This is a genomic window from Phaeovulum vinaykumarii (assembly GCF_900156695.1).
Taxonomy (GTDB): domain Bacteria; phylum Pseudomonadota; class Alphaproteobacteria; order Rhodobacterales; family Rhodobacteraceae; genus Bieblia_A; species Bieblia_A vinaykumarii.
This window is the reverse complement of record NZ_FTOM01000001.1, coordinates 453,312-474,972: the sequence shown is the minus strand read 5'-3', so window position 1 is coordinate 474,972 and position 21,661 is coordinate 453,312. Positions and strand designations below refer to the sequence as shown.

Sequence of the window (21,661 nt, the reverse complement as noted above, 5' to 3'; positions counted from 1 at the left end):
CGCCGGACGGGGGTCCGGCGGGGCGTGACAGGCGTGGCTCAGGTCTGTGCGATCACTCGCGGTTGCCGAGGAATTGCAGCAGGAACATGAACAGGTTCAGGAAGTCGAGGTAGAGCTGCAGCGCGCCCATGATGGCGGCCTTGCCCAGGAATTCCTCGTCCGACCCGGCCAGTTCCAGGTAGGTGTTCTTGATGTTCTGGGTGTCCCAGGCGGTCAGACCGGCGAAGATCAGCACGCCGATCGCCGAGATGGCGAATTGCACCGCGGGCGAGCCCAGGAAGATGTTGACGATCGAGGCCACGATCAGGCCGATCAGGCCCATGACCAGGAACGATCCCATCCCCGACAGATCCTTCTTGGTGGTGTAGCCCACCAGCGACAGGCCGGCGAAGGCGATCGCGGTGATCAGGAAGGTCTGGGTGATCGAGAAGCCGGTATAGACGGCGAAGATGAAGCTGATCGACAGGCCCATCAGCGCCGAATAGCCGAAGAACACGATCTGCGCGGTCGCGGCCGACATCTTGTGAATCATTGCGCTGAAGGCGAAGACCACGATCAGCGGCGCGAACATCACCACCCATTTCAGCGGCGTGCCGAAGATCTGCGCCAGAAGCACGGGGTTCGAGCCGACGAGCCAGGCCACGAGGCCGGTCACCAGCATCCCCACGGACATCAGGCCGTAGACCTTGTTCATGTGGGCGCGCAGGCCCGCGTCGATCTGCGCGCTGCGCACGCCGGCGTGTCCGGCGCGCATCGTATTGAATTCAGGCATGTCTCCCTCCGGTTTCATGTCGAGACCCCGCGCCTGCGGGGCAATCCCTGCGGGGCCCTGATGGACCCGTCGCGGCCAATATCGGAACGCCCCCGCCGCATTTCAAGCGTTTCCCGGTCACATGGGGTCACACCGCGATCACGCGCCGGTGTCGGGGCCGGTGTTGGGGCGGTGTCGGGGCCTGACCTCGGGGCCGGGAAAGGCGGCCAGGCAGGGGGCGACGTAGGGCGCGCCATGGCGGGCCGGGCTTTGCCGCTGAGTGGCGCGCGGGCGATGCGGGATCAGGCGATGCTCGATCCGGCGGGGGCGTCGGGCAGGACCAGGATCTTGCCCCCCACGGCGCGCGCGCGCAGCATCTCGAGCGCGCGCGGCGCCTCGGCCAGGGGCAGCTCGGCGCCGATATGGGGGCGCAACCGGCCCTCGGCGGCCCAGTCGAAGACCGCCGCCAGCGACCGCGCCCAGAGCGTCGGATCAAGCCGCAGATAGCCCCCCCAGTTCACACCCAGGATCGAGATGTTCTTGACCAGCGCATGGTTCAGCGGCAGTTCGGGAATGCCCCCCCCGGCAAAGCCGATCACCAGGAACCGCCCGCCCGGCCTCAGCGCCCGGAAGGCCGCCGCGCCCGTGGCCCCGCCCACCGCGTCATAGATCACGTCGATGGGCCCGGCCGCCTTGAGCGCCTGGCGCAGGTCCGGGGTTTCGGCGTCCATCACCATGTCGGCCCCGGCCGCGCGCGCCAGGTTCAGCCGGTCGCTGCCGCGCGCCACCGCGATCACCCGCGCGCCCAGCAGATGTGCCACCTCGACCGCGGCCAGACCCGCGCCCCCGACCGCGCCCAGGATCACCACCGTCTCGCCGGGGCGCAGCCCGGCCCGGCAGGCCAGCGCCAGATGCGCCGTGCCATGCGCGACCTGAAGCGCCGCCGCCGCCTTGAGATCCAGCCCTTCGGGCAGCGCGATCACGCGGGCCGCGGGAAAGTTGCCGGCCTCGGCCAGCCCCCCCTGTCCGCCATAGACCGCCACCTTTTGGCCGGGGGAAAGACCCTCGACGCCCGCGCCGCAGCCGATGACATGGCCCGAAAGCTCCAGCCCCAGCGTGAAGGGCACGGGCGGCGTGTCCTGATAACGCCCCTCGATCATCAGCAGATCCGCGAAATTCAGCGCGCAGGCCGCAATGCCGACCTGCACCTCGCCGCGTTCGGGCGCGGGCAGGTCCAGGCTTGCAAGCTGCGGGGCGGTGCCGATCCGGGTGACGCGCAGGGCCTGCATGTGATTCTTGATTCCTTCGCTCAGGGGGGATGCGGGCGACGATAACGGGCGTTTCACGGCGTTGGAACCCGGAACGAAATCTCCAAAATTTTTCGCAAATTGCATCAAAATTTGCAAAATGCAATCCAAACCGCGAAACACGCACGGGGTGATTGGAGCAATTCCAGATCGACCCTCCCACGCATGACCAGAATTCGTGTAATCTGCATGACGGTTTGCACCTTTGGCGGCGCGAGAAGGGCCATACAACCCTGACCTGTCCTTTTCGGCAGCTTTTCTCCCAGCCCTCAGGCGTTAACTGGAAGAGACGCATTTTGTCGGACCCTCCGGCAGATGAGGAGACTGTAATATCATGAAACATCCTGTAGATGTGCATGTCGGAAAACGCATTCGCCACCGCCGCTGGATGATCGGCATGACCCAGCAGCAACTGGCGGATCACGTCGGCATCAAGTTCCAGCAGATCCAGAAGTATGAAACGGGCATGAACCGCGTCTCGGCCTCCCGGCTTTGGGATATCGCCGATGCGATGGACGTGCCGGTGTCGTTCTTCTTCGAGGGGCTCGACTCGCGCAATGATGCCGATCAGCAGATCGAGGGCGATATCTTCTCGGACAAGGAAGCGCTGCTTCTGATCCGCTCCTATTATGCGATTCCCGAAGCCCAGCGTCGGCGTCTGTTCGACCTGGCCAAGGTTCTTTCCGACGCCGCCTGAGTGGCGTCGGCCCCGGACAGAACGTCCGGACCCGCATCCTGCGTGTGGCACGGCCTGGTCCGTGCCGGTTGCCGCGTCGCTTGACCGGCAGGCCCGCCGGCGCTAGCGAAAGGGGATGACACGCCCCCTCGCGCCCCTCTCCGACCCCGACGCCCTGCGGCGTGCCGCGCAGATCCCGCCCGCCGAGCGCGCGGCGCTGATCGCGCTTGCGCATGAGCTGGCCGAGGCCGCCCGTGCCGCGATCCTGCCGCTCTTCCGCTCCGAGGGGCTTTTCGCCGACAACAAGCGCCCCGCCGATTTCGACCCGGTGACCGAGGCCGACCGCGCCGCCGAACGCGCCATGCGCGCGGTGCTGGCGCGGGCGCGGCCGCAAGATGCGATCCTGGGCGAGGAATACGGGCCCCAGGCGGGCGACAGCGGGCTGACCTGGGTGCTGGACCCGATCGACGGCACGCGGTCGTTCATCTCGGGGACGCCGACCTGGGGGGTGCTGATCGGGCTCAGTGACGCCGACGGCCCGCTTCTGGGCGTGATCGACCAGCCCTATATCGGCGAGCGGTTCCTGGGCGGGTTCGGCGAGGCCTGCGTGACCGGCCCGCTGGGGCCGCGCCCCTTGCGCACGCGCGCGCCGCGGCCGCTGGCGCAGGCGCTGATCCTGTCGACCTTCCCCGAGGTGGGCACGCCGGCCGAGGGCGCGGCCTTCCGCCGCGTGTCGCAGGCCGCGCGGCTGACGCGCTATGGCACCGATTGCTATGGCTATGCGCTGGTCGCGGCGGGGCAGGTCGATCTGGTGATCGAGGCGGGGCTTCAGCCCTATGACGTGGCCGCCCCCATCGCCGTGGTCGAGGCCGCGGGCGGTCTCGTCACCGACTGGCAGGGCGGGCCTGCGCATCAGGGCGGGCAGGTCATCGCCGCCGCCAACCCCGAGATCCACGCCGAGGCGCTGGCGCTTCTGAACGCCTGACCTCCCGCGTCATCCGCCGCACGTCACGGCCGCGCGTCTCAGCCGGGCGGGGCGTGCCGGTGCATGCGCTGGCCGGCAACCCAGGTTGCGCGAATGGCGCGATCATCGCCCATCATGATGGTGGGAAAGAGCGCCTCCCACAGGTCGTTTGCCCGCGCGGCGCGTTGCGCGATGGCCGGGGTCGATTGCAGGTCCACCACGATCAGGTCGGCCTCGGCGCCGGGCACCAGATTGCCGACTTTCCCGCCCCAGCCCAAGGCATCGGCCGCGGCCCCGGTTCCCAGCCACCACAATTCCGCCGGATGCAGCGCCGTGCCGCGCAATTGCGCCACCTCATAGGCGGTGGCCATCGTGCGCAGCATCGAAAAGGACGACCCGCCCCCGGTGTCGGTGCCAAGACCCACCCGTGCACCCGTGCGCAAAAGCGCGGGATCGAACAGCCCCGAGCCGATGAACAGGTTCGAGGTCGGGCAATGCGCGATCGCCGCCCCGGTTTCCAGCAGGCGGGCGCGTTCGCGCTCGGTCAGGTGGATCGCATGGCCGAAGACCGCGCCGCGCCCGATCAGCCCGAAGCCTTCGTAGATGTCGAGATAATCGCGCGCCTGCGGGTAAAGCCCCAGCACCCAGTCGATTTCCTCGGTCTGCTCGCTCAGGTGGGTCTGCATCAGACAGGTGGGGTTCTGCGCCCAGAGCGCCCCCAGCGCCTCGAGCTGGGCGGGGCTCGAGGTCGGCGCGAACCGCGGCGTGATCGCATAGGACAGCCGCCCGCGCCCGTGCCAGCGCGCGATCAGCGCGGCACTTTCGTCATGCGCGGCCTCGGCCGTGTCGCGCAGGTTGTCGGGGGCGTTGCGGTCCATGCAGGTGCGCCCGGCGGCGGCGCGCAGCCCGCGCGCCTGGGCGGCGGTGAAGATCGCCTCGACGCTGGCGGGATGGATCGTGCCATAGCTCAGGAACGAGGTCGTGCCATGCGCCAGCGCAAGATCGAGATAGGTCTCGGCGACGCGCGCGGCATGATCGGGGTCGTGGAAGCGGGCCTCTTCGGGGAAGGTATAGGTCGCAAGCCAGTCGCGCAGCCGCTTGCCCCAGCTGGCAATGATCGCGGTCTGGGGATAATGCACATGCGCATCAACGAAGCCCGCCGAGATCAGCCCGCGGCCATAGGCATGCACGCGTGCATGGGGATGGCGCGCGCGCAGGCTGTCGGCGTCGTCGACCGCAGCGATGCGCCCGTTCTCGATCAGCACCCCGCCGTGGCTGAGGTGGCGCGCCGCCGCCGGACCGGCCACGAAGGGATCGGCGTCGAAGGTCAGAACCTGTCCCGTCAGAAGCTCTTGCACCGCCTGTCCCCTTTGTCGATCTGTCGCGCTTGCATGGTAGGCGGGCGCGCGCGCGGCGTAAATCGGTCATCGCCCCTGTTGCCCTGCGTGCCGACGCGCTAGATTGGTCAAGATACGGGAAAAGGGGTCTTCATGCTGGATGATCGCGCCGACATCGAGGAACGTGCCGACGAGGATTACCGGCTGGACGGGGATCTGGTCGATGCCATTCTGGACGCGGTCGAGGCGTCGGATACCGAACAGCTGAGCGCCCTTCTCGAGCCGTTGCACGCGGCCGATATCGCCGACCTTCTCGAACAGATCGACCCGGCCGACCGGCGCGCGTTCCTGGCGCTCTGGGGCCGCGAGATCGACGGCGAGATCCTGACCGAGGTCGACGAATCGATTCGCGAGGAAGTCATCGACGCGATGCCGGCCGAGGTGCTGGCGGAAGCGGTGCGCGAGCTTGATTCGGACGATGTGGTCGACCTGATCGAGGATCTCGAGAAACCCCAGCAGGGCGCCATCCTCGAGGCGCTCGAGGATGCCGACCGGGCCGCGGTCGAGCAATCGCTGACCTATCCCGAATATTCCGCCGGCCGTCTGATGCAGCGCGAGGTGGTGACCGCGCCCGAGCATTGGACCGTGGGCGAGACCATCGACTATCTGCGCACGGTCGATTGGCTGCCCGACCAGTTCTATCACGTCATCCTGGTCGATCCGCGGATGCATCCGGTGGGCTATGTCACGCTGGGCAAGGTGCTGGCCTCGCGGCGCGACGTGCCGATGCTCGACATCGTCGAGGACAGCTTCCGCACCGTCTTCGTGCTTCAGGAAGAGGGCGACGTGGCCTATGCCTTCAACCAGTATCACCTGATCTCGGCGCCGGTGGTGGACGAGGACGACCGCCTTGTCGGTGTCATCACCATCGACGACGCCATGTCGGTCCTGGATGAGGAACACGAGGAAGACATCCTGCGCCTGGCCGGTGTCAGCGAGGACTCGGCCATTTCGGACAGCGTGCTGGAAACCGTGCGCCAGCGTCTGCCCTGGCTGGGGGTCAACCTGCTGACGGCGATCCTGGCCTCGGTCGTGATCGCGCAGTTCGAGGCCACGATCGCGCAGGTCGTGGCGCTGGCGGTGCTGATGCCCATCGTGGCCTCGATGGGGGGGAACGCCGGCACGCAGACGCTGACGGTGGCGGTGCGGGCGCTGGCCACGCGCAATCTGACGGAATCGAACGTCTGGCGGGTGATCCGGCGCGAGGCCGTGGTGGGCGCGGTCAACGGCCTGTGCTTTGCCCTGGTCATGGGCGCGGTCGCCTGGGCCTGGTTCGGACAGCCCGTGCTGGGGGTGGTGATCGGGGTGGCCATGATCATCAACCTGTTCGTGGCGGCGGTGTCGGGGATTGCGGTGCCGCTGGCGCTCGAGAAGCTGGGCGCGGACCCGGCGCTGGCCTCGGGCACCTTCGTGACCACGGTGACCGATGTGGTGGGCTTCTTCGCCTTCCTGGGGCTGGCCGGGATGGTGCTGCTATGAGCGCGCCGGATCTTCCCGCCGCCGCTGCGCGGGCCGCCGAGGCCGACGCCGCCAAGGCCGAGGCCCGCCGCAGTGCCCGCGCGCGGCGCGCCGAGGCCGCGCGCGATCCGCATGCGGCGCGGGCCCTGCGCGCCGAGCTTCTGGCGGCGCTGCGCACGCTGGCGCCGACGGTCCCCGGTGCGGCGTCAGGGGCGGCTTCTGGGCCGGTCGCGGGCTATCTGGCCATTCATTCCGAGGCCGACCCGGTGCCGGCGCTGACCGATTGGGGCGGCCCGCTCTGCCTGCCGGTGGTGCCGGGGCCCGCGCGTCCGCTGGTGTTTCGCCGCTGGCACCCCGACGATCCGCTGGTGCCCGGCGCCTTCGGCACCCGTGAGCCCGCCCCAGAAGCCCCCGAGATCCGGCCCGCGCTTCTGGTCGTGCCGCTTCTGGCCTTCGATGCGGCGGGCTATCGGCTGGGCTATGGCGGCGGGTTCTACGACCGGACGCTGGCGCAATTGCGCGCCGATGGGGGCGCGCGGCCGTTGGCGGTGGGGTTGGCCTATGCGGCGCAGGAACATCCCGGCGTCCTTCCGCTTGGCCCGCATGATCTGCCGCTTGATCTGATCGTCACCGAACAGGGCCTGCGCCGCTTTTCCCCGATATCGTAAATCCCCGGTCGGGGCGTCTGTCCGTCTGGCCTGCGCCGGCCCGATCGGCTGGCGTCAGATCGCTTCCTGGGTGCCAGTGGGATCCTGGGTGCCGGGGGGATCTTGCTGCACCAGCTTGAGGCTGGGCGTGCGCGGCCGCGGCCCGGTGGCCGCCAGATCCGCGGCGCGCATGTCTTCCGCCGCGCGCATGTCTTCGGGGTGCAGCAACAGATAATCGACCAGATCGCTGTCGGGGCAATAGGCGGTCGGCGCCTGCATCAGCAGCGTGCGCACCCGCCGGATGTCGCCGGCATCGCAGGCGTCGGCCAGCTGGGCCAGCAGCGGCCCCAGCTCGGCCCAGCCCAGCGTCGTTTCCGTGGCCGTCAGGATGCGGGGATGCTCGGTTCCCGAGGCATTGGTGCCGATCAGCAATTCCTCATAGAGCTTTTCGCCGGGGCGCAGGCCGGTGAAGACGACCTCGATGCTGTCGCCGTTGCAGGGCGGCGCCCCCATGCTCTGGCGGTGCCAGGGCTTGCGCCCCGACAGCCGGATCATCCGCTCGGCCAGGTCGAGGATGCGCACCGGCTGGCCCATGTCCAGCACGAAGACATCGCCGCCCCGCGCCATTGCCCCGGCCTGGATGACCAGCTGCGCGGCCTCGGTCTCGGTCATGAAATAGCGGGTGATATCGGGATGGGTCACCGTGACGGGGCCGCCCGCCGCGATCTGGCTGCGGAACTTGGGGATGACCGAGCCCGACGATCCCAGCACATTGCCAAAGCGCACCATCGAGAACCGCGTGGCCACCTGCTGGCGTCCCAGCGCCTGGCAGATCATCTCGGCCAGCCGCTTCGAGGCGCCCATGACATTGGTCGGGCGCACCGCCTTGTCGGTCGAGATCAGCGTGAAGGCCGACACGCCCGCGTCGATGGCCGCGCGCGCCAGTGTCAGCGTGCCGAAGACATTGTTGCGCACGCCCTCGGCGATGTTGTGCTCGACCATGGGCACATGCTTGTAGGCGGCGGCGTGATAGATCGTGTCGACGTGATACTGGGTCAGGATCGTGCGGATACGCTCGCCGTCGCGCACCGATCCCAGGATCGCGCAGGTGGGCACGCGCGTTTCGGCGCTGCGCCGGCGGGCGCGTTCCTGAAGCTCCTGGTCGATCGTGTAGAGCGCATATTCCGAATGATCGAGCATCAGCAGCAGGCGCGGGGCCTGCGCGATCACCTGGCGGCACAATTCCGACCCGATCGAGCCGCCGGCGCCGCTGACCAGAACCACCTTGCCGGCGATATCGGCATGCAGCAGCGCATCATCGGCGGGAACGGGATCGCGGCCCAGAAGATGTTCGAAGGCGACCTCGCGGAAATCGTCAAGCGGCGCGCGGCCGGTGACCAGATCGCCCAGATCGGGGATCGACATGACCTGGACGGGCAGGGTGGACAGCCGCGCCAGCACGCGCGCGCGCCCTTCGGCCGAAGCCGAGGGGATCGCCAGCAGGATGCGCGTCACCCCATGCTTGCGGATCAGGTGGGGGATGTCCTGGGGCGCATAGACCCGCGTGTCCGAGATCACGTTGCCCTGAAGGCTGGTCTTGTCGTCGACAAAGCCCACGGGGCTCAGCTCGCGCCCCTGATCGAGCAGGAATTTCAGCTGCCGTCCGGCCACGCCCGCCCCGTAGATCAGCACCCGTGGCGACGGATCGCGCGCGCGCAGGCCCAGAAGCTGGCGCAGCCAGAAGCGCCAGCCGCCCACCAGCGGCAGCGCGGTCGCCGCGAAGATCAGCGCCGAGGAGGGCGGCAGACCGTCGGCCATGCGCAGGTTCAGCGCAAAGGCCACCGCGCTTGACAGGCCGATCCCGCCGATCACCGCCTTGAAGGCCGCGGGCCCGACAAAGCGCACCAGCGACCGATAGAGCCCCAGCGAATAGAAGACCGACAGCGCCAGCGGCACCACCACCGCCAGGGTCGTCCACAGTGCCGGATGATCGAGCACGGCCGGGCTTTCGAGACGCAAAAGCGCCGCCAGCACGAAGGACAGGACCAGAAAGGCCGCATCCGTGCCCCCCTGCATCAGGCGCTTGAGCCTGCGGGGCCGGGTCGTGAACCAGTCGACGACAGGATGGGCCAAGCGTCTGTCTCCCCCCCCCCCAAGGGCGCGGCGCGACGGTCAAGACCGGCCCCGTCGGGGGGCCTGCCCGGCCGCGGAACGTCCGCCTGTCGCGCACCACCTTGCTGGACGGGGCGCAAGATGCACGCGTCACGGGCCATCTGTCCCCGCGCAAGCGCACGCGCGCAAATGGCCGTCCGTCAAAGTGTTACGACAACCGGCAGGACATGTCGACCGTGGCCAACGCTGCATATGCGGGTCTTTGCCGGTTCCGGCGGCGGGGCGGCTTGACCTTGCCCGGCAGGCGCGCAAGATCGGCGCATGGCACATTCCGCACCCGACGGGGACAGCCCCGAGATCACCCTTTACGGCATTCCCACCTGCGACACCTGCCGCAAGGCGATGGCCGCGCTCAAGGCCGCCGGCCGCAAGGTGCGGCTGCACGATCTGCGCGCCGAGCCGCTGGCGCCCGACCATTGGCCCGCACTTCTGGAGCGGTTCGGGGACAAGCTGGTCAACCGCGCCTCGGCCACCTGGCGCGGGCTTGACGCCGATCAGCGCGCGCGCCCGCCGGCGGAACTTCTGGCCGAACATCCGACCTTGATGAAACGTCCGCTGATCCGGGCGCCCGAAGGGCTGTTTCTGGGCTGGAGCGCCGAGACGCGCGCGGCGCTGGGCGTCGACTGAGCCCGGCCCGACTGAGCCCGGCCCGCGCCGCAATCTGGCGGGAACCGAGGCATGTCGGGGTGCGGCGCGTTGCGGGGCAGAGGGGGGCGAAAAGGGATCACGGTGCAGCGATTCGCCCTTGGGTTGCCGGTGGCACCTTGCGCGGCCCGCGCAGATCAATCGGCCGGCCAATGGGCGCGCGACGCGCCGGGCTCCGGGCGCGGGCCCATGGAAAGGGGGGTGCGCGCGCCGCGTGATCGGCGCGCGCCCGTGGCTCACAGAAGCTTCAGATCGCTTGCCGAGGCACGCCCGTCGCGGCCCGATTGCAGCTCATAGGCGATTTTCTGGTTGTCGCTCAGACCTTTGAGCCCCGCACGTTCGACCGCAGAGATGTGCACGAACACATCCTTGCCGCCTTCGTCAGGGGCGATGAAGCCATAGCCCTTGGTGGCGTTGAACCATTTAACGGTGCCGGTGGCCATCCCGTCCTCCTCAAGTAGTTCCCCGGCGGCGCCATTGCCGCGGGGTCGTGCAGCCAGGTCTTTCCAATCTTCCGGCTGCCCCGAAGAAGGGAGCGGTCGAAAAGTCTGAGTTCACGCGATCGTCAGAATGAAGGACAAGAAGGCAAAATCAACCGGGATTTGTGCGCGGCTCTTGGCCGCAGGGGCGCAACGCCGCGACGGGGCCGCAACGGCATCGGGCCTGCAAATATCTGAACCGGAAACGAAAAGGGCCGGGCGAAAGGCCCGGCCCGCTTGCGAAGGGGTCAGCCGCGCTGATCGGGCGGCGTGGCTTCGGCTGCCAGTTCCGTGACCAGATCGCCCAAGGCGGCGGCAGAGGTGCGCGTGTCGCCCAGGCGGCGGACCGAGACGGTGCGTTCCTCGACCTCCTTCATGCCGACGGCCAGGATCACCGGCACCTTGGCCAGGCTGTGTTCGCGCACCTTGTAGTTGATCTTCTCGTTGCGGGTGTCGGCCTCGGCCCGCACCCCGGCGGCCCGGAGCGCGGCCACCACCTCGGCGACATAGGCGTCGGCCTCGGACACGATCGAGGCCACGACCACCTGCCGCGGCGCCAGCCAGAAGGGCAGCTTGCCGGCGTGGTTCTCGATCAAGATGCCGATGAAGCGCTCGAAGCTGCCCAGAACCGCGCGGTGCAGCATGATCGGCGTGTGCTTGGCGCCGTCCTGGCCGATATAGGTGGCGCCCAGCCGCTCGGGCAGGTTCGGGTCCACCTGAAGCGTGCCGCATTGCCATTCGCGCCCGATGGCATCGGTCAGCGTGAATTCGAGCTTGGGCCCGTAGAAGGCGCCCTCGCCCTCCTGGAGGGTATATTCATACCCGGCCGCGCGGCAGGCATCGCCCAGCGCCTGTTCCACCCGGTCCCAGCTTTCGTCCGAGCCGATGCGCTTTTCGGGGCGGGTCGACAGCTTGATGGTCCAGTTCTCGAAGCCGAGATCGGCATAGATCCGGGCCAGGAATTCGATGAACTTGCGGGTTTCCGCCTCGATCTGGGCGTCGGTGCAGAAGATATGCGCGTCGTCCTGGGTGAAGCCGCGCACGCGCATGATGCCGTGCAGCGCGCCCGAGGGTTCATAGCGGTTGCATGAGCCGAATTCGGCCATGCGCAGCGGCAGATCCCGATAGGATTTCAGCCCGACGTTGAACACCTGCACGTGGCAGGGGCAGTTCATCGGTTTGAGCGCGTTGATCGTCTTCTCGCGGGCGTGGTCCTCGTCGACCTCGACGATGAACATGTTTTCCTGGTAGTTCGCCCAGTGGCCCGAGGCCTCCCAGAGCTTGCGGTTGACCACCTGCGGGGTGTTGACCTCGACATAGCCGTCGCGCTCCTGCTGACGGCGCATGTAATCCTGGAGCGTGGTGTAGATCTTCCAGCCGTTGGCGTGCCAGAACACCTGGCCGGGGGCCTCTTCCTGCATGTGGAACAGGTCCATCTCGCGGCCCAGCTTGCGGTGGTCGCGCTTGGCGGCCTCTTCCATCAGCGTTTCCCAGGCCTTGAGATCCTTGCGGGTCTTGAAGGCCACGCCGTAGATGCGTTGCAGCATCGGGCGGGTGTTGTCGCCCAGCCAATAGGCGCCGGCGACGTGGGTCAGCTTGAAGGCATCGGCCGGCACCTGGCCGGTATGTTGCAGGTGCGGGCCGCGGCACAGATCCTGCCAGTTGCCGTGCCAGTACATGCGGATGTCCTCGCCCGCGGGGATGCGGTTGACCAGCTCGACCTTGAAGGGCTCGCCCGCGGCTTCGTAATGGCGAAGCGCCGCGTCGCGCGACCAGACCTCGGTGCGCACGGGCTCGCGGGCGTTGATGATCTCGCGCATGCGCGCCTCGATCTGGCCCAGATCCTCGGGGGTGAAGGGCTCGGCGCGGTCGAAGTCATAGAACCAGCCGTTGTCGCGCACCGGGCCGATCGTGACCTTCACGTCGGGCCAGATCTCCTGCACGGCGCGCGCCATGATATGGGCCAGGTCGTGGCGGATCAGCTCCAGCGCGGGGGCGTCGTCCTTCATCGTGTTGATGGCGATGCGGGCGTCGCGCGTGATCGGCCAGGCCAGATCCCAATGCGCATCATCGAGCCGCGCCGAGATGGCGTTCTTGGCCAGCGACGGCGCGATCGAGGCCGCAACCTCGGCGGCGGTCACCCCGGCGGGGTAGCTGCGGCAGGCGCCATCGGGAAATGTCAGGGAAATGTCGGCCATATGGCTCTCCTCGTCGGTTTGGCGCCCACGGAACGCCCGGTTGCGGGTATGTGTCGGGTCGCGTATCTGCTTTTCGGACCGGAGTGTCAACGGCCCGACGTTCGCGGCGGGAAATTCGCGGGCATGCGAGGCTTTGCAGCCTCGGGCCGGGCGTCTAGATTGTCCCGAAAATGACGGGAGGGGGCGCATGGGGGCAGAGATGATCGAGCGCATGACCACGCCCGAGGGGCGCGAAATCGCCTATGAAGCCTTGCCCGGAACCGGGCCGGGGGTGGTGTTTCTGGGGGGCTTTCGCTCCGACATGGAGGGGACCAAGGCGCTGACCATGCGCAACCGCGCCATTGCCAAGGGGCGGCCCTTCCTGCGGCTGGATTATTCCGGGCACGGCCAGAGCAGCGGGCGCTTTGTCGACGGTGCGGTGGGCGACTGGTTTGCCGATGCGCGCGCGGTGATCGCAGCCTGCACGCGCGGCCCGCAGGTGATCGTGGGCTCGTCGATGGGCGGCTGGATCGCGCTGCTGATCGCGCGCTCGATGCCCGAACGGGTGGGCGGGATCGTCACCATCGCCGCGGCGCCGGATTTCACCGAAGACCTGATGCTGCGCGAATTCACCCGCGAGGAACGCGCCAGGCTGGTCTCGGAAGGGCAGATCGAACGCGCCAATGCCTATGATCCGCAGCCCTATGTCATCACCCGTCGCCTGATCGAGGATGGCCGCCGCCACCTGCTGTTGCGCGACGAATTGCGCCTGCCGATGCCGGCGCGGTTTCTTCAGGGCACGGCCGATACCGAAGTGCCGGTGGCGCATGCCTATCGGCTGTTCCAGCACGCCCAGGGCCCGGATCTGCGTCTGATGCTGGTCAAGGGGGCCGATCACCGATTCTCGACGCCCGATTGCCTGGCGCTGGTCGAGGCGCAGACGACCGAGCTGGTCGACCGCCTGAAGACGCGGGTCTGACGCCGGCGCCGGTGTGCGCCGCCAAGCGGGAATGCGATGCGCCGTCCGGCGGGAACCCGGACGACGCATCGCGTGTTGACGTTCGGGGGGCGGCTCAGACGGCGCGCATCGGGGCCTTGGGTTCGGCCTTGCCCGCGTTCTGGTCGATGAAATCCAGCACCAGCGGGCGGATGTTGTTGCGCCAGCTCGACCCGGCGAAGATGCCGTAATGGCCCGCGCCCGGCTCGACATGGCTGGCCTTCTTCGATGCGGGCAGCCCGGTGCACAGATCCAGCGCGGCAATGCATTGGCCCGGCGCCGAGATGTCGTCCTTGGAGCCCTCGACCGTCTTGACCGCCACCCGCGTGATCTTGCCGATATCGACGCGCTTGCCCTCCACGACAAAGGCGTTGTCGGCCACCTCGCGGCCCTTGAAGATGCGCTCGACCGTCGACAGGTAGAATTCGGCCGTCATGTCCATCACCGCCAGATATTCGTCATAGAAGCGGTTGTGATGGTCGTGTTCTGACCCTTCGCCCTTGGCGTCGAGCATGATCTTCTCGAAGAAGGCGGCGGAATGCTTGTCGGCATTCATCGAGATGAACGAGGCCAGCTGCATCAGGCCGGGATAGACCAGCCGGCCCACGCCCTTGTATTTGAAGCCCACGCGCTGGATCACCATGTGCTCAAGCTGGCCCATGGTCACGCGGCGGCCGAAATCGGTGACTTCGGTCGGGGCGGCATCGGGGTCGATCGGCCCGCCGATCAGGGTCAGCGTGCGCGGCTGGGCGTCGGGGTCTTCCTCGGCCAGATAGGCGGTCGCGGCCAGCGTCAGCGGCGCCGGCTGACAGACCGCGATCACGTTCAGATCCGGGCCGAGATGGCGCATGAAATCGACCAGATAGAGGGTGTAATCCTCGATGTCGAACTTGCCGTCCGATACGGGGATGTCGCGGGCGTTGTGCCAATCCGTCACGAAGACGTCGCAGTCGGGCAGCAGACTGGCCACCGTCGAGCGCAGGAGAGTGGCATAATGCCCGGACATCGGGGCAACCAGCAGCACGCGGCGCGCCATCGGCGCCCGGCCGGCCACCCGGAATTGCACCAGATCGCCGAAGGGGCGCGGCACCAGCGTGTCGACATGAACCAGATGGTCGCGCCCGTCTTCGGCGGGGATCGAGCGGATGCCCCAGTCGGGCTTGATCACCATGCGCGCGAAGCTGCGTTCGGTCACATGGCCCCAGGCGGACATGAGCTTGAACATCGGATGCGGCGCCATTCCCCAGATCGGATAGGACGCCATGGCGCGCGCCGAAGCGCCCATCCATTCGTTCGTGTTCCTGATGGTTTCCATCAGGTCATAGCTCATCATGCCTTTCATCGCGTCTCCTCGGGCGCAGCGGGACCGCGTTTCGGCGCTTTACCCCTGCGCGCCGGCGACGTTATGTTTCGTTTCGGAGGATAGGGAGGTATCATTGTTATGACAACCGACGACGCCGCGCGCATGGACAAGGTTCCTGTAGACGAGACCCCGTCGGATGTGCGGGAAGACATCTCCCCTCACTCTTCGAAAAAAAGGTTAAAGCGTCGTAAAGCCGTTGCCAAGGCTCATGATGCTGCAAGTGCGAAAAAGATGCCGCGCAAGCAAAATGGCAAGGGCGGCAAGGCCCCGGCCGATGGGCGCGTGCCCGAATCTTCTGGTGTCGAATCCCCGGTCGCCGAAAGCTCCGGCCCCGAATCCCGGGTGTCGGCCCCTGATGTCGCGGTCGCCAAGGCGGCGGATGCGCCCGAGGCCGAAACGCCCAAGCCCCCGCCGACCGCCGCGCGCCCCGCCTTCGAGATGCGCACCGCCGAGATCCTGGCCCGCCATCTGCCCGCGATCGACGGCGCGCAGCTGCCCTCGGTCACCGAGGAAGGTGCAGAGCTGGCGCATCAGCTGTCCGAGCGGATGCAGGAGAACATCGAGAAGATCGAGGAACTGTCGCGCCGTCTGGCCGCGGCGCTGACCCACAAGCGCCCGATCAACCCCGCGCTGGAAGGGCCGGGTGCGGATCTGTGGATGAAGGCGGGCCTGGGCTTCATGCAGGAATGGATGAAGAACCCCGCCCATGTCTTCGAGACGCAGGTCGGCTACTGGACCCGCGCGATGACGCATTATCTGGAGGCCACGCAGGCGCTGGCGCAGGGCAAGCTGGCCCCGCCCGAGGATCCCGGCCCGCACGACCGGCGCTTTTCCAACCCGCTGTGGGACAACCATCCCTGGTTCAACTTCGTCAAGCAGCAATATCTGATCGCGGCGCGCTCGATCGACGAGGCGGTCGCGGGGCTCGAGGGGCTGGACGAGATCGACCGCCGCCGGGTGACCTATTTCACCCGTCAGATCGTGGAAATGCTGGCGCCGACCAATTTCCTGCTGACCAATCCCGACGCGCTGCAACGCGCGGTCGAGACCGAGGGCGAGAGCCTGGTGAAGGGCCTTGAAAACCTGGTGCGCGACATCGAGGCCAATGCGGGCGATCTGATCGTGTCGCTGGCGGATCGCTCGGCCTTTCGGGTGGGCGAGAACATCGCCACCACCGAAGGGGCGGTGGTCTTTCGCAACGAATTGTTCGAGCTGATCCAGTATGCGCCGCGTTCGGAGACGGTGCATCGCACGCCGCTGCTGATCTTTCCGCCCTGGATCAACAAATTCTACATTCTCGACCTGCGGGCCAACAATTCGCTGATCCGCTGGATCGTGGAACAGGGCTTCACGCTGTTCGTGGTGTCGTGGAAGAACCCCGACCCCTCCTATGCCGAGATGGGCATGGACGATTACGTGGCCCGCGGCTACCTGACCGCCATCGACGAGGTGCGCGCCATCACCGGCGAGGACCAGATCAACGCGGTCGGCTATTGCATCGCCGGGACCACGCTGTCGTTGACGCTGTCGCTTCTGGCAAAGCGCGGCCAGAGCCCGGTCAAGACCGCCACCTTCTTCACCACGCTGACCGACTTTTCCGATCAGGGGGAATTCACCGCCTTCCTTCAGAATGATTTCGTCGACGGGATCGAGGCCCAGTGCCAGCGTGACGGGGTGCTGTCGCATTACTACATGGCGCGGACCTTCTCGTTCCTGCGCTCGGCCGATCTGATCTATCAACCTGCGGTGCGCGCCTACATGATGGGCGAGGCGCCGCCGGCCTTTGACTTGCTCTACTGGAACGGCGACGGCACGAACCTGCCGGCGCGCATGGCGGTCGAATATCTGCGCGGGCTCTGCCAGGAGGACCGCTTCGCCGGCAAGGGCTTCACCATCTGCGGGGAAACGGTGCGCATCTCGGACGTGAAGGTGCCGCTGTTCGCCGTGGCCTGCGAGGCCGACCATATCGCGCCGTGGAAGGCGTCCTTTGCCGGGGTGTCGCAGATGGGCTCGGACGACCGGACCTTCGTGCTGGCGCAATCGGGCCATATCGCGGGGATCATCAACCCGCCGTCCAAGGACAAATATGGCCATTACACCTCCGAGGCGGCCTTCGGCGACCCCGACGCCTGGCGCGAGAAGGCCAGCTTCCACCGTCACACCTGGTGGCCGACCTGGTCGCACTGGCTGGCGCGGCATTCCGGCGGGCGGGTGCCGGCGCGGGTGCCGGGGGCCGGGGGGCGCGCGGTTCTGGCGCCGGCGCCGGGCACCTATGTGCGCGAGCCCGTCACCGTCTAGGGTGGGCACGGGCTGCATGGGGGCGTGTGCCGGCCGCGGGGTGACGCGCCTCTTGTGCGGCGCCTATGTCAACTCGCGTCATGCGTGTAGATATTCTGCGACGCAGCGATAAAAATCTTGATTTTCTGCGGCGCAGCATATACCGTTACGGGGTAATGACGGCCTGCCGGATCGGGCAGGCCCCCGCAACCGGGCCGCGCAGCCCCACCCCGAAGGAGACCTCTCATGGCCAAGAACCAGGACTTCACCAAGATGATGAAAGACATGATGTCGGCGTTCCCGATGGACATGACCGCCATGCAGGACGCCATGAAGACCCAGATGGCGCTGAGCGAGAAGATGGCCCAGATGACCCTGGAGGCCGCCGAGAAATCCACCGAGATCTCGGCCGCCTGGACCAAGGCCACGCTGGTCAAGATGGGCGACCTGACCAAGAGCCAGGAAGACCCGGCCGATTACGCCAAGGCGCTGACCGATTTCGCCTCGGCCAATGCCGAGATGACCGCCGAGAACCTGGCCGCCTTTGCCGAAGTGGCCAAGAAGCTGCAAATGGAAACGGTCGAGCTGATGCTGTCGACCGGCAAGGACATGGCCGAGGAAACCACCGCCGCCGTCAAGAAGGCCACCTCCGAGGTGACCTCGGCCGCCAAGAAGGTGACCACCGCCGCGGCGAAGTGATCGCAGCCGTCCCGATGACGGCCTCTGATGCGAAGGGTCGCGCCCGTCCGGCGCGGCCCTTTCATTTGTTGCTTTTATCAATCAGACAGATAGACTTGCGCGACGGTCCCCCACCAACGCGCGAGAGAGGACAAGATGGCAGACGACGCAAAGCCCCTGCTCATCAAACGCTATGCGAGCCGCCGGCTCTACAATACCGAGACGTCGGATTACGTCACGCTCGAGGATATTGCCGCCTTCATCCGCGCCGGCCGCGAGGTGCAGATCGTCGACCTCAAGTCCGGGGACGATCTGACCCGGCAATATCTGCTCCAGATCATCGCCGAACATGAAAGCCGCGGGGAAAACGTGCTGCCGGTGGATGTGCTGACCGATCTGGTCCGCTCCTATACCACATCGGCGCAAAGCGTGGTGCCGCAATTCCTGGCCGCGTCGTTCGAGATGCTGCGCGAGGGGCAGTCGCAGATGATGGACAATTGGTCCAAGTTCCCGAACCCGATGGCCTCGATGCCCGGTTTCGAGGCGCTGCACCGACAGCAGGAAGCCTTCCTGCGCTCGATGATGGCAGGCTGGCAGAGCACCGGACCCGAGAGTGACGACGGCGCCGAGGCCGCACCGGCCACGGCCGAAAGCCGCGCCCGCGACCGCGAGGATCTGGCCTCGATCAAGAAGCAGCTGGCCGAATTGCAGTCCAAGCTGTCCAAGCTGTGACGCGGCCGCGGCGCTGACGGCCGGCCGCGGCGTGCGTGTCGCCTGTGACCGCGTGGGTTGTGGGCGGGCTGGCGCGGAAGCGATGTTCCGCGCCAGGGGATCCGGGCTCCGCGCCAGGGTTTCCGGGTCGCTCCGCGCCAGGGGTTCCGGGTCAGGCCACCTCGTCGAAGACGCGCTTGAGCGCGGTCTCGAGCTTCTCGAACATCTCGTCCATCTGTTCGCGGGTGATGATGAAGGGCGGGCAGAGCACGATCGACTGCCCCAGCGGGCGGCAGATCAGCCCGGTGTCGGTGCAGGCATTGGCGATGCGTTCGGACACCGAGAGCGAGCCGTCGAAGGGTGTCCTGGTCGCCTTGTCGCGCACCGCTTCCAGCGCCCCCATGAAGCCCTTGCCGCGCCATTCGCCGATGTTGGGATGTTCGGCCAGCCGGGCAAGGCCGGCTTCGAAATGCGGGGTCAGCTCGCGCACGTTCTGCGCCAGGCCCTCGTTCATCACCACGTCGATGGCCTTGAGCGCGATGGCGCAGCCGACCGGATGCCCCGAGGCGGTGAAGCCATGCGGGAATTCCTCGATCGCCTCGGCCGCGGCCTGCACCCGGCGGGCCAGCTCGTCGCCCAGGATCACCGCACCCATCGGGAAATAGCCCGCGGTGAGGTTCTTCGAGGAGATGATCGCATCGGGGACGAAGTCATAGGTCTCGCAGCCCCAGGTGTTGCCGGTGCGCCCGAAGCCGCAGATGACCTCGTCCGAGATGATCGGAATGCCGTATTTGCGCAGGATCGGCACGACGGCGTGGAAATAGCCCGAGGACGGCGGGATCACGCCGCCCGCGCCCATGACGGGTTCGGCAAAGAAGCCCGCGATCGTGTCGGGGCCTTCCTTGATGATCGTGGCCTCGAGTTCGGCGGCAAGACGGGCGGTGAACTGGGCCTCGGTCTCGCCGGGCTGGCCAAAGCGCCAGTAATGCGGGCAGCCCAGATGGATGAAGCCCGGCAGCGGCAGGCCGAAGACGGAATTGTAGGGCTTGCCGGTCATCGAGGCCGAGACCGCGGTGACGCCGTGATAGCCGTTCCAGCGGGTCAGGATCTTGCGGCGCTGGGGCTTGCCCTCGGCGGCATGCAGGAACCACAGGATCTTGACCATGGTGTCGTTGGCCTCGGAGCCCGAGTTGGTGTAGAAGACGCGCCCCTTCTCGAAGGGCGAGACCTCGACCAGCTTCTCCGACAGCATCACGGTCTGATCGGACATGCGCCCGAAGAAGGCGTGATAGCCGGGCAGGCGGTCGTATTGGGCCTTGGCGGTTTCGGTCAGGCCGGGGTGATCGAAGCCCGCGACCATGTTCCAGAGGCCCGAATTGGCGTCGAGATATTCGCGCCCGTGGGTGTCGTAGATATAGGGGCCCTTGCCGTGGGTGACGACGACGGCGCCGCGGGCATGGACCGAGGGCAGGTCGGTGAAGCCGTAGAGCGAATAGGTATCGGCGCGCGATTCCCAGGAATTGGGGGCGGTGTCGGCCATCTTGAACTCCGTGGTGCAGCTGCGGCGCAGGCTAGCGCGCCGGAAATCGGCCCGCAAGGCGGGCGGTGAGACGATCGGCCCGCGGGGGGCGGATGGTGGGGCGAGCGGCGGTTGCCCCCATCGAGGGGGCGCCCGCCGCGCGCGCCCCTGGGCCGCGCTGGCGCATCGGCCACGGGGGCGCGCGGGCCAAAGGGCGCGCGGGTCAGCGGGCGGCTTTTTCCGCGATGCCCGAGGTGCCTTCGCGCCGTTCGAGTTCGGCCAGCACATCGGCCAGGCGCACGTCGCGCGCGGCCAGCATGACAAGGAGGTGATAGAGCACGTCGGCGGCCTCGGCGGTCAGGCGGGCGCGGTCGTTGCGCACGGCCTCGATGATGGCTTCGACGGCTTCCTCGCCGAATTTCTCGGCGCATTTCTCGGGTCCCTTGGCCAGCAGCTTGGCGGTCCAGCTGGTCTCGGGATCGGCGCCGCGGCGGCTTTCGATGGTGGCGGCGAGGCGGTCGAGCGCGGTCATGTCATCCTCATGGGAATGCCGGCGGCGGCCATATGGGCCTTGGCCTCGCCGATGGTGTGGGTGCCGAAATGGAAGATCGAGGCGGCGAGCACCGCCGAGGCATGGCCCTCGGTCACGCCCTCGACGAGGTGGTCGAGCGTGCCGACGCCGCCCGAGGCGATGACGGGGATGTCCACGGCATCGGCGATGGCGCGGGTGAGGGGGAGGTTGAAGCCGGCCTTGGTGCCGTCGCGGTCCATCGAGGTCAGCAGGATCTCGCCGGCGCCTTTCGCGGTGACGGTGCGGGCGAAGTCGACCGCGTCGATGCCGGTGGGCTTGCGCCCGCCATGGGTGAAGATCTCCCAGCGGCCGGGGGCGACGGTCTTGGCGTCGATGGCCACGACGATGCATTGGCTGCCGAAGCGGTCGGCGGCTTCGGCAACGACATCGGGGTTGGCGACGGCGGCGGAGTTGAAGCTGACCTTGTCGGCGCCGGCCAGCAGGAGCGCGCGCACGTCGTGATGGCTGCGCACGCCGCCGCCGACGGTGAGCGGCATGAAGCATTGCTCGGCGGTGCGGGTCACCAGGTCGAACATCGTGCCGCGGTTTTCATGGGTGGCGTGGATGTCGAGGAAGCACAATTCGTCGGCGCCGGCAGCGTCATAGGCGCGGGCGGCCGCGACCGGGTCGCCGGCGTCGATGAGGTTGACGAAGTTGACGCCCTTGACCACGCGCCCGTCGGCCACGTCGAGGCAGGGAATGATGCGGGTCTTCAGCATGGGACCTCTCCTTTGCGCGGGGTCTTCTTAGACCCCTTGGGGGCGCGGGGGAAGGGGAGGTGGTGAGGGGGGACGCGGCGGGGGGCGGTGATGCGGGGGCGCTGCCCCCGCGCCCCCGGGATATTTGGGCCAGCTCGAAAGGGGGCATGCGGG

General features: G+C 67.7%; 19 protein-coding genes. 9 read left to right on the top strand and 10 right to left on the bottom strand.

The annotated features are described in order from the left end of the window. Positions 1 to 52: 52 nt before the first annotated feature. Together BW949_RS02250 and BW949_RS02245 are read right to left on the bottom strand one after the other, a co-directional pair. Positions 53 to 772, bottom strand: coding sequence for a Bax inhibitor-1/YccA family protein (locus BW949_RS02250; protein ID WP_076363277.1), 720 nt, complete (start codon positions 770 to 772; stop codon positions 53 to 55). A gap of 281 nt (positions 773 to 1,053) precedes the next feature. Continuing rightward, positions 1,054 to 2,040: an NADPH:quinone oxidoreductase family protein gene (locus BW949_RS02245; RefSeq protein WP_076363276.1), complete on the bottom strand. Its 987-nt coding sequence runs from the start codon at positions 2,038 to 2,040 to the stop codon at positions 1,054 to 1,056. Between the two features lie 352 nt (positions 2,041 to 2,392). Here BW949_RS02245 and BW949_RS02240 point away from each other — a divergent pair, with 352 nt between their 5' ends. Together BW949_RS02240 and hisN are read left to right on the top strand one after the other, a co-directional pair. Further along, a complete protein-coding gene (locus BW949_RS02240) occupies positions 2,393 to 2,755 on the top strand; it encodes a helix-turn-helix domain-containing protein (RefSeq protein WP_076363275.1) in 363 nt (120 codons plus the stop codon). Positions 2,756 to 2,870: 115 nt separating this feature from the next. Beyond that, positions 2,871 to 3,719, top strand: a complete 849-nt coding sequence (gene hisN, locus BW949_RS02235; protein WP_083947533.1) for a histidinol-phosphatase — start codon at positions 2,871 to 2,873, stop codon at positions 3,717 to 3,719. A 38-nt stretch (positions 3,720 to 3,757) separates the two neighbouring features. Here the strand turns inward: hisN and guaD are convergent, their stop codons facing one another. Beyond that, entirely contained in the window at positions 3,758 to 5,056 is a 1,299-nt protein-coding gene (gene guaD, locus BW949_RS02230; protein ID WP_076363274.1) for a guanine deaminase, read from the bottom strand. A 132-nt stretch (positions 5,057 to 5,188) separates the two neighbouring features. Between guaD and mgtE the strand changes: the two genes are divergently transcribed. After that, positions 5,189 to 6,574 carry a magnesium transporter gene (mgtE, locus tag BW949_RS02225; protein WP_076363273.1) on the top strand — a complete coding sequence of 462 codons (1,386 nt, stop codon included), beginning with the start codon at positions 5,189 to 5,191 and terminating at the stop codon, positions 6,572 to 6,574. Then, complete coding sequence (locus BW949_RS02220) at positions 6,571 to 7,221, top strand: 5-formyltetrahydrofolate cyclo-ligase (RefSeq protein ID WP_076363272.1); 651 nt, start codon at positions 6,571 to 6,573, stop codon at positions 7,219 to 7,221. Before mgtE ends, BW949_RS02220 begins: the two co-directional genes overlap by 4 nt. 54 nt (positions 7,222 to 7,275) lie before the next feature. On the opposite strand, the gene BW949_RS02215 is transcribed toward BW949_RS02220, so the two are convergent. Further along, positions 7,276 to 9,333, bottom strand: coding sequence for a polysaccharide biosynthesis protein (locus BW949_RS02215; RefSeq protein WP_235816178.1), 2,058 nt, complete (start codon positions 9,331 to 9,333; stop codon positions 7,276 to 7,278). A 300-nt stretch (positions 9,334 to 9,633) separates the two neighbouring features. On the opposite strand from BW949_RS02215, the gene BW949_RS02210 reads away from it, so the two are divergent. After that, complete coding sequence (locus BW949_RS02210) at positions 9,634 to 9,999, top strand: arsenate reductase family protein (protein WP_407947218.1); 366 nt, start codon at positions 9,634 to 9,636, stop codon at positions 9,997 to 9,999. Positions 10,000 to 10,253: 254 nt separating this feature from the next. Here the strand turns inward: BW949_RS02210 and BW949_RS02205 are convergent, their stop codons facing one another. Further along, entirely contained in the window at positions 10,254 to 10,460 is a 207-nt protein-coding gene (locus BW949_RS02205; RefSeq protein ID WP_076363270.1) for a cold-shock protein, read from the bottom strand. 284 nt (positions 10,461 to 10,744) lie between these two features. Continuing rightward, entirely contained in the window at positions 10,745 to 12,694 is a 1,950-nt protein-coding gene (gene thrS / locus BW949_RS02200) for a threonine--tRNA ligase (RefSeq protein ID WP_076363269.1), read from the bottom strand. 187 nt (positions 12,695 to 12,881) lie between these two features. On the opposite strand from thrS, the gene BW949_RS02195 reads away from it, so the two are divergent. Beyond that, positions 12,882 to 13,652, top strand: coding sequence for an alpha/beta hydrolase (locus BW949_RS02195; protein ID WP_235816177.1), 771 nt, complete (start codon positions 12,882 to 12,884; stop codon positions 13,650 to 13,652). Between the two features lie 94 nt (positions 13,653 to 13,746). Here the strand turns inward: BW949_RS02195 and phaZ are convergent, their stop codons facing one another. After that, on the bottom strand, positions 13,747 to 15,012 hold the full coding sequence (phaZ, locus tag BW949_RS02190; RefSeq protein ID WP_076363268.1) for a polyhydroxyalkanoate depolymerase: 1,266 nt from the start codon (positions 15,010 to 15,012) through the stop codon (positions 13,747 to 13,749). A 567-nt stretch (positions 15,013 to 15,579) separates the two neighbouring features. Between phaZ and phaC the strand changes: the two genes are divergently transcribed. The 3 genes from phaC to phaR all read left to right on the top strand — a co-directional run bounded on the left by phaC (position 15,580) and on the right by phaR (position 18,720). Next, complete coding sequence (phaC, locus tag BW949_RS02185; RefSeq protein ID WP_076363693.1) at positions 15,580 to 17,331, top strand: class I poly(R)-hydroxyalkanoic acid synthase; 1,752 nt, start codon at positions 15,580 to 15,582, stop codon at positions 17,329 to 17,331. A gap of 225 nt (positions 17,332 to 17,556) precedes the next feature. Beyond that, positions 17,557 to 18,009, top strand: coding sequence for a Phasin (locus BW949_RS02180; protein ID WP_076363267.1), 453 nt, complete (start codon positions 17,557 to 17,559; stop codon positions 18,007 to 18,009). A gap of 135 nt (positions 18,010 to 18,144) precedes the next feature. Then, entirely contained in the window at positions 18,145 to 18,720 is a 576-nt protein-coding gene (phaR, locus tag BW949_RS02175; protein ID WP_076363266.1) for a polyhydroxyalkanoate synthesis repressor PhaR, read from the top strand. 151 nt (positions 18,721 to 18,871) lie between these two features. On the opposite strand, the gene BW949_RS02170 is transcribed toward phaR, so the two are convergent. The 3 genes from BW949_RS02170 to hisF form a co-directional block, all read right to left on the bottom strand. Then, positions 18,872 to 20,239: an aminotransferase gene (locus BW949_RS02170; protein WP_076363265.1), complete on the bottom strand. Its 1,368-nt coding sequence runs from the start codon at positions 20,237 to 20,239 to the stop codon at positions 18,872 to 18,874. 202 nt (positions 20,240 to 20,441) lie between these two features. Then, positions 20,442 to 20,750 (bottom strand): phosphoribosyl-ATP diphosphatase, encoded by a 309-nt coding sequence (locus tag BW949_RS02165; protein ID WP_076363264.1) that lies wholly within the window; start codon positions 20,748 to 20,750, stop codon positions 20,442 to 20,444. Next, positions 20,747 to 21,508 carry an imidazole glycerol phosphate synthase subunit HisF gene (gene hisF / locus BW949_RS02160; protein WP_076363263.1) on the bottom strand — a complete coding sequence of 254 codons (762 nt, stop codon included), beginning with the start codon at positions 21,506 to 21,508 and terminating at the stop codon, positions 20,747 to 20,749. Before hisF ends, BW949_RS02165 begins: the two co-directional genes overlap by 4 nt. Positions 21,509 to 21,661 lie beyond the last annotated feature (153 nt).

What these genes read in the sequence shown, in the direction of transcription:
- hisN (WP_083947533.1), top strand. Translation starts at nt 2,871, where the DNA reads ATGACACGCCCCCTCGCGCCCCTCTCCGACCCCGACGCCCTGCGGCGT.
- BW949_RS02240 (WP_076363275.1), top strand. Translation starts at nt 2,393, where the DNA reads ATGAAACATCCTGTAGATGTGCATGTCGGAAAACGCATTCGCCACCGC.
- mgtE (WP_076363273.1), top strand. Translation starts at nt 5,189, where the DNA reads ATGCTGGATGATCGCGCCGACATCGAGGAACGTGCCGACGAGGATTAC.
- thrS (WP_076363269.1), bottom strand. Translation starts at nt 12,694, where the DNA reads ATGGCCGACATTTCCCTGACATTTCCCGATGGCGCCTGCCGCAGCTAC.
- BW949_RS02210 (WP_407947218.1), top strand. Translation starts at nt 9,634, where the DNA reads ATGGCACATTCCGCACCCGACGGGGACAGCCCCGAGATCACCCTTTAC.
- phaC (WP_076363693.1), top strand. Translation starts at nt 15,580, where the DNA reads ATGCAGGAGAACATCGAGAAGATCGAGGAACTGTCGCGCCGTCTGGCC.
- BW949_RS02195 (WP_235816177.1), top strand. Translation starts at nt 12,882, where the DNA reads ATGGGGGCAGAGATGATCGAGCGCATGACCACGCCCGAGGGGCGCGAA.
- BW949_RS02220 (WP_076363272.1), top strand. Translation starts at nt 6,571, where the DNA reads ATGAGCGCGCCGGATCTTCCCGCCGCCGCTGCGCGGGCCGCCGAGGCC.
- BW949_RS02170 (WP_076363265.1), bottom strand. Translation starts at nt 20,239, where the DNA reads ATGGCCGACACCGCCCCCAATTCCTGGGAATCGCGCGCCGATACCTAT.
- phaZ (WP_076363268.1), bottom strand. Translation starts at nt 15,012, where the DNA reads ATGAAAGGCATGATGAGCTATGACCTGATGGAAACCATCAGGAACACG.
- BW949_RS02245 (WP_076363276.1), bottom strand. Translation starts at nt 2,040, where the DNA reads ATGCAGGCCCTGCGCGTCACCCGGATCGGCACCGCCCCGCAGCTTGCA.
- BW949_RS02205 (WP_076363270.1), bottom strand. Translation starts at nt 10,460, where the DNA reads ATGGCCACCGGCACCGTTAAATGGTTCAACGCCACCAAGGGCTATGGC.
- BW949_RS02165 (WP_076363264.1), bottom strand. Translation starts at nt 20,750, where the DNA reads ATGACCGCGCTCGACCGCCTCGCCGCCACCATCGAAAGCCGCCGCGGC.
- BW949_RS02250 (WP_076363277.1), bottom strand. Translation starts at nt 772, where the DNA reads ATGCCTGAATTCAATACGATGCGCGCCGGACACGCCGGCGTGCGCAGC.
- phaR (WP_076363266.1), top strand. Translation starts at nt 18,145, where the DNA reads ATGGCAGACGACGCAAAGCCCCTGCTCATCAAACGCTATGCGAGCCGC.
- hisF (WP_076363263.1), bottom strand. Translation starts at nt 21,508, where the DNA reads ATGCTGAAGACCCGCATCATTCCCTGCCTCGACGTGGCCGACGGGCGC.
- BW949_RS02180 (WP_076363267.1), top strand. Translation starts at nt 17,557, where the DNA reads ATGGCCAAGAACCAGGACTTCACCAAGATGATGAAAGACATGATGTCG.